The 6,292-nt window shown below is 72.6% G+C and carries 7 protein-coding genes; 3 read left to right on the top strand and 4 right to left on the bottom strand.

The genetic code is table 11. The annotated features are described in order from the left end of the window. From GTR00_RS11635 to GTR00_RS11645, 3 genes are all read left to right on the top strand, one after another. The coding region (locus GTR00_RS11635) for a type II toxin-antitoxin system death-on-curing family toxin (protein ID WP_205705598.1) at nt 1–358 on the top strand (358 nt) is incomplete at its 5' end. A gap of 202 nt (nt 359–560) precedes the next feature. Continuing rightward, the gene (locus GTR00_RS11640; RefSeq protein ID WP_166611787.1) at nt 561–1,115 is read left to right on the top strand and encodes an RNA polymerase sigma factor; all 555 of its coding nucleotides are present in this window, start codon (nt 561–563) and stop codon (nt 1,113–1,115) included. Then, complete coding sequence (locus tag GTR00_RS11645) at nt 1,112–2,272, top strand: hypothetical protein (RefSeq protein WP_166611788.1); 1,161 nt, start codon at nt 1,112–1,114, stop codon at nt 2,270–2,272. The genes GTR00_RS11640 and GTR00_RS11645 overlap by 4 nt, the downstream gene beginning before the upstream one ends. Before the next feature lie 138 nt (nt 2,273–2,410). Here GTR00_RS11645 and GTR00_RS11650 read toward each other — a convergent pair whose 3' ends face one another. The 4 genes from GTR00_RS11650 to GTR00_RS11665 form a co-directional block, all read right to left on the bottom strand. Next, nucleotides 2,411–3,295: a PHP domain-containing protein gene (locus tag GTR00_RS11650; protein WP_205705599.1), complete on the bottom strand. Its 885-nt coding sequence runs from the start codon at nt 3,293–3,295 to the stop codon at nt 2,411–2,413. 215 nt (nt 3,296–3,510) lie between these two features. Further along, entirely contained in the window at nt 3,511–4,293 is a 783-nt protein-coding gene (locus GTR00_RS11655; RefSeq protein ID WP_166611789.1) for an iron ABC transporter ATP-binding protein, read from the bottom strand. Further along, a complete protein-coding gene (locus GTR00_RS11660; RefSeq protein ID WP_205705600.1) occupies nt 4,290–5,303 on the bottom strand; it encodes an iron chelate uptake ABC transporter family permease subunit in 1,014 nt (337 codons plus the stop codon). The genes GTR00_RS11655 and GTR00_RS11660 overlap by 4 nt, the downstream gene beginning before the upstream one ends. Next, nucleotides 5,296–6,292, bottom strand: a 997-nt coding sequence (locus tag GTR00_RS11665; RefSeq protein ID WP_240899905.1) for an ABC transporter permease, incomplete at its 5' end; no start/stop codon positions are given. The genes GTR00_RS11665 and GTR00_RS11660, both read right to left, overlap by 8 nt.

A 6,292-nucleotide genomic window follows, 5' to 3' on the forward strand; every position in this document is an offset into this window, starting at 1 on the left:
CCTCTCCACCGAGGACCTGCTCGAGATCGCCGCCGGCGTCGTCGACGACGTGCAGGTCCTCGACCTGGGCCTGCTGGCCTCCGCCGCCGCCCGTCCCCGCACCACCGTCTTCGGCCGCGAGGCCTACCCCACCCTGGCCGGCAAGGCCGCCGCGCTGATGCACTCCCTGGCCCGCAACCACCCGCTGGTCGACGGCAACAAGCGTCTGGCGTGGTCCGCGACCCGCGTCTTCTGCCTGCTCAACGGCACCGACCTGCTCATGCCCGTCGACGAGGCCGAGCAGATGGTGCTGGCCGTGGCCGCTGGGGACCTCGATGCTGCGGAACTGGCGGAGGTGATCAGCCGGCACCTCGCATAGGACGCACGAGCATCTCGTGCCGCAGGCGGAGCGAACGCGACTTCACGGTCATCCCGCCGTCCGCGTGCTCCACAACCTTTGGTCTGGCCTCATGAGCGGTTGACGAGCGGACCCCGCGCTGGGATCGAGGCCAGCTTCGCCGTGGCCACGACAGGCGCGGCGACGGTGTCAACACTTCGACGTCCTCCAGGCTTAGTAAGTCATGAGCAACAGCCCAGACGAGCCCGGCCAGCTCGTCTTCGACGACTGGTACCGCCGCGAGCTCCCGCGCGTGCGCCAGGCCCTCACCCTGGCCACCGGCGACCCCGCCCTGGCCGAGGAAGCCACCGCTGAGGCCTTCGCCCGCGCCGTCCTGCACTGGCCACGGCTGCGTACCACTGACTCCCCCGCCGGCTGGGTCTACACCACCGCCTTGAACCAGGTCCGCCGCTCCTGGCGCCGCGCTCTGCTGGAGCACCGGCACACCCGCCGCCACCGGGACGAGCCCGTCCCGCCGCCGCAGCTGCCCGACCCCGCGCTGTGGCGGGCCGTCGCCGAGCTGCCCGAACGGGCCCGCACCGCCATCGCGCTGCGCTACATCGCCGATCTCACCGAGACCGAGGTCGCCGCCGCCATGAACGTCTCGCGCGGAACGGTGGCCACCACCCTCTCCCGTGCCCGCGCCACCCTCGCGGGCCGGCTGCGACCCAGCGCGGCCACCTCACCCGAAGCCGCACCCGCCTCGTTCCGCACTCCCGCATCGGAGGACTCGCGATGACCCCCACTGGCCCCCACCCCAACAGCTCCAGCCGCCGCGACGTTAGCGGTCTGGATGATCACGATCCGTTGCGCGCGTTGGCTGACGTCCCGAACAGCGCGGTGCCGCCGGTCGAGGGCGTCCACCGCCGCGCCGCCGCGATCCGCCGCGGGCAGCGCCGCACCAAGCTGGGTGTCTCCGCCGGGCTCCTGGCCAGCGCCTTGATCGTCGGCGGTGTCCTCGTTCCGCAGAGCGACAACGACCCCGGAACGCGCGGCACCGTGCAGGCAGCGTCCTTCATCGGCCTGGCCCGCGCTCACGCCGGTACCGGCAGCGACTGCGGCGTCAGCTATGGCGTCAACGTCCCGCGCCGGCAGTGGGTGAACGATCCGCGGGCAGCGAGGCTGACGGCCTGGATCCCCGCCGAAGCTACCGGTGAGCCGGTCCGCGGGGTGAACGTCCACACCGACGGGATCACCTGCCTGCCGTTGGCGCCGGCTGCAGCGCTCTACACCGAGGCGCCGAAGCAGGGTCTGTCGTTGTGGGCCGACGTTGCCCGCCCCTTCCGCGGCGAGGAGGGCCTGCGGACGGTGCAGGTGCGGGGCACCACCGCCGAGCTGCTGCCGTTGCCGGGCAACCTGATGCTCAGCTGGACCGAACCGGACGGCACCCGCTGGGTCGTGCAGGGCAGCGGCCTGGATGAGGCCGCGATCGTGGCCACCCTCGACGACCTCACCTTGGAGGGAACCACCGTGGACCCGGACAGCGTGCCCGCACCGTGGCAGCAGAGCCCGGCACCGGATGCGGCGCAGCCCTTCTCGGACTGGACCTGGGACGTGGAGTACGGTCCCAGCGGCTACACCCAGGACGCTCCGGGCATCCGCTTGGGTGTCAAACCGCTCGTCGAGCCGATCGCCACGGGGGTTGCTCGAGGTGCGGACCTGTACACGTTCACCCGAGTCAACGGCCACGTCGCCATCTTCCAGACGGACCTGCTTGGATGCGTGCGCTGGGACGACGCCGGTCTGTCCTACAGCGTGTGCGGCAGTCAGGACATGGATTTGCTCGTGAAGCTGGCTGAGCAGGTTGAACACGTCGCCACCACCGACCCGCGTCTGCAAGCCGCGCCGGACCTCTACCCCGCAGACGACCAGGCCGCCCAGGAGTCGGCGAGCTGAGGGAGGTCGCCGCGGGTGCTCGCAGGGAGGGGAGCGAGCACCCGCAAACTCGCTTAGTGACCTACCGGTCATCGCGCGATCCGCTGGGTCTCAGTCGTGCCGCTCTCGCTGGTCCCGAGCAGGTCCGGTGCCGCGCAGTCAACGAGACAGCCGCCACGGCGCCACCGGCTGCACGTCCGGGGTGAAGCCCATCGAGGCGGCCAGCGCACCGGCCTCAGCCAGTCCATGACCGATGAAGTCCGGCTTGTGAGCATCACTGCCGAAGGTGACCCGCTGGCCCCCTTCCTGGACCCACCACCCCAAGATCACCGGGTCCATGGGCAGGCGGGTGTTGATCTCCAGTGCCCGCTCAGCCTGCGCCAGGACACCCAACGCGTGCCGCAGCTCCTCCTCGAAGTCACCCAGGCGGAACGGCTCGGCGTCCTGCGGCCAGGACCGGATCGGGTAGTCGATGTGGGCGAACGCGGTGAACGCCTGCGACCCGGCCACCATGCGAGGGATCTCGGCCAGGTAGTCGCGGAAGACGTCGGCGGCGCGGTAGCGGGGGTACAAGTCCCACGGTTCGGCGAACTCATCGCCATCGGGTAGGCAGTGCAGGGAGCCGAGCACCCGCTCGAAGGGTCCGCGGGCGAGCAGGTCCTCGATCTGGGCGGTGTGCCGGTGAGGCTGCCCCACTTCCACGCCGGCCACCACGTGCAGCTGCGGGAAAGCGGCCCGGCACCGCTCGATGCTCTCCGAGTAGCCGTCCACGTCCAGCTCAGGTGCGGTCAGGATGCCGTCGGAGACGAAGTCGGCGACCTCCGGGTAGGACTGGGTCAGGAAGCCTGCGCGGAAGGGGGTGAAGTCGACGTGCTCGGTGAAGATCACCGCAGGGAGCCCCTGGTCGACGGCTCGCGCGCAGGTGGCTTCCATGTCGCCGATCAGGCGGGCGTCCCAGGAGAACCGGCTGTGCACGTGACCGTCGGTGGGTAGGTCCATCCGCCGCAGTGTGCCCGCCTCCTCGCTCAGCTGCGCCTCGGGCACGCCAGTGCCGACTCGCCAACCTCACGGTCATCCCGCGGTGCGTGCGTCGTCGTGGGTGGCCGACACCTTCCCAGCACTGCGACCGTCACCGATGTCCTGAGACATCACAGGCCCGGCGGCGCGCGCCAAAGGCCCGGCGGCGCGCGCCAAAAGCCCGGCGCCGCGCGTCAAAGGCCCGGCGGCGCGGGGCACGGCGCGGGCGCCGGCCGCGGGCGTCAGCGGTGGTAGACGGCGGTGGGCACCCCGTCCAGGACGTGCACGCGCACGGGGGTGTCGAACACCTCCTCCAGGACGTCGTCGCGCACGACCTCGGCGGGGGTGCCCTGCGCCACGACGCGCCCGTCGCGCACGGCGACGATGCGGTCGGACCAGGCGGCGGCGAAGTTCACGTCGTGCACGACGAGGACGACCGCGCGGCCGAGCTCGTCGGCGACGCGGCGCAGCAGGCGCATCATCCGCACGGCGTGGCGGATGTCCAGGCTGCTGAGGGGCTCGTCGAGCAGGACGTAGCGGGTCTGCTGCGCCAGCACCATCGCCACGTGCGCGCGCTGGCGCTGCCCGCCGGAGAGCTCGTCGAGGAACCTGCCCTGCAGGTCCGTCAGCTCCAGGAACCCCAGCGCCTCGTCGACCGCGGCGACGTCGGTGGCGGTGAGCCGGCCGCCGCAGTGCGGGAAGCGGCCGAAGGAGACCAGCTCGCGCACGGTCAGGCGGGCGGTGAAGTGGTTCTCCTGGCGCAGGACCGCGACGACCTTGGCCACCTCGGAGGAACGGGCCCGGTGCACGTCCAGCTCGCCGGGTCCTCCCCCGTCGCCGGCGCGCACCCGCACGGTGCCGGTGTCCGGTTCGGCCAGGCGACCGGCGATGGTCAGCAGCGTGGACTTGCCGGCGCCGTTGGGGCCGATGATGGAGGTGATGCCGCGCTCGGCGAGGACCTGCGTGACCGGTCCCAGCACGGGCGTGGTGCCGTACGCCTTGGTGACGCCCTCGACGGTGATCACAGGGTTCCCTTCCGCAGCAGCAGGACGAGGAAGACGGCGCCGCCGAGGAACTCCAGCACGACGGTGAGCATCCCGGTGGCGTAGAAGACGTGCTCCATGACGAACTGCCCGCCCGCCAGCACCAGCACGCCCAGGGCGAAGGACATCGGCAGCAGCACCGCGTGGCGGTGGGTGCCGGCGACCTGCCGGGTGAGCACGGCGACGAGGAAGCCGAAGAACGTCATGGGCCCGAGGACGGCGGTGGAGACGGCCACGAGCACGGAGACGCACACCAGCGCCAGCGTCAGCTCCCGGCGGTGGTCGACGCCGAGGTTCACGGCCGTGTCGCGGCCGAGCTCGAGCACGTCCAGGCGGGCGTGCCGGCGCAGCACGACGAACCCGGTGACGGCGCACGCGAGCACCGCCCACGGCAGCAGCTCGGCGTCGGCGGTGCCCAGCCGGCCGGACAGGCGCACCGAGAGCACGTCGTAGTCGGCCGGGGACAGGACGCGCTGCAGGAAGGTGGACAGGCTGTCGAAGGCCATCCCCAGCGCCACCCCGACCAGCAGCAGCACGTGCAGGTCCGCGCGGCGCCCGGAGAACAGCCAGCGGAACAGGAACGTGGCGAACGCCACCATGAGCAGCGTCTGCGCCAGCACCTTGCCCGGGCCGTCGGTGGCGGCGAGCGCGCCGCCGCCGAACACCACCACCAGCGCGGTCTGGGCCAGGACGTAGACGGAGTCGAACCCCATGATGGACGGCGTCAGGAGGCGGTTCTGCGTCACCGTCTGGAACAGCAGCGTCGCCACGCCCTGGGTGAAGGCGGCCACCACCATCGCGCCGGCGGTGGTCAGGCGCCGCTCGATCGCGAACTCGAACGAGCCGCGCACGAACAGCAGCAGGTAGCACGCCAGCGCCAGCACGGCCAGGGCGGCCACGACGCCCAGGCGCAGCCACGGGCGCACCCCCGGCGCGCCCACCGGGGGTGCGGCGGGCGGGGCGGCCGGGCGGGTCCCGGTGTCCTCAGCCACGCAGCGACCCCCTGCGGCGCAGGAGCAGCACGACGAACGCGGTGGCGCCGACCGCCCCGAGGACCACCGAGGCCGGGACCTCCAGGGGGAAGACGACGGTGCGCCCGATCAGGTCGCACAGCACGATGAGCGCCACGCTGGCCAGCACCACCCAGGGCAGGTTGCGGCGCACGTCGTCACCGCGCAGCAGGGAGACGACGTTGGGCACGACGAGGCCGAGGAAGGGCACGAACCCCACGACGACGGCCGTCACGCCGGTGGCCAGCGCGACCGCGGCGGTGCCGACGAAGACCACGCGGGCGTGGTGCAGCCCGAGGTTGGTGGCCACGTCGCGGCCCAGGCCGGCGACGGTGAAGCGGTCGGCGGTGACGTACACGGCCAGCACGACGAGCGCGACGACCCACAGCGGCTCGTAGCCGCCGCGCACGATGCCGCTGAACCCGCCGGAGCGCCAGGAGGACAGCATCTGCAGCAGGTCGTTCTCCGAGGCGAGGTAGGTGGTGGCGGCGCCGACCACCGAGCCGAGCATGATGCCCACCAGCGGCACCACCACCGAGGAGCGCAGCGAGACGCGGCGCAGCACGCCGAGGAACACCAGCGTCCCGGCGAACGCGAACCCGGTGGCGACCACCATGCGCACCGGCGTGGGCGCGCCGGGGCGCACCACGGCGAGCAGGACGATCCCCAGGGCCGCCCACTGGCTGGAGCCGGTGGTGGTGGGTTCCACGAACCGGTTCTGCACCAGCACCTGCATCACGACGCCGGACACGCCCATGGCGGCGGCGGCCAGCACCAGCGCGGCGGTGCGCGGCACGCGGCTGATGAGGAACATCTCGCGCGCGGCCCCGTCGTGCAGCAGGGAGCGCGGGGTGATGTCGTACCCGCCGACGGCCAGGGAGGCGGCGAGGAGGGCGAGCACGACGACGGCCCCCGCGGCCAGGGGGACCCGGCGCAGGGGCGGGCGGCGCGCGGCGGGCGCGGCCTGGACG

The organism is Kineococcus indalonis, from assembly GCF_009906395.1.
Lineage (GTDB): Bacteria > Actinomycetota > Actinomycetes > Actinomycetales > Kineococcaceae > Kineococcus > Kineococcus indalonis.

What these genes read in the sequence shown, in the direction of transcription:
- GTR00_RS11640 (WP_166611787.1), top strand. Translation starts at nt 561, where the DNA reads ATGAGCAACAGCCCAGACGAGCCCGGCCAGCTCGTCTTCGACGACTGG.
- GTR00_RS11645 (WP_166611788.1), top strand. Translation starts at nt 1,112, where the DNA reads ATGACCCCCACTGGCCCCCACCCCAACAGCTCCAGCCGCCGCGACGTT.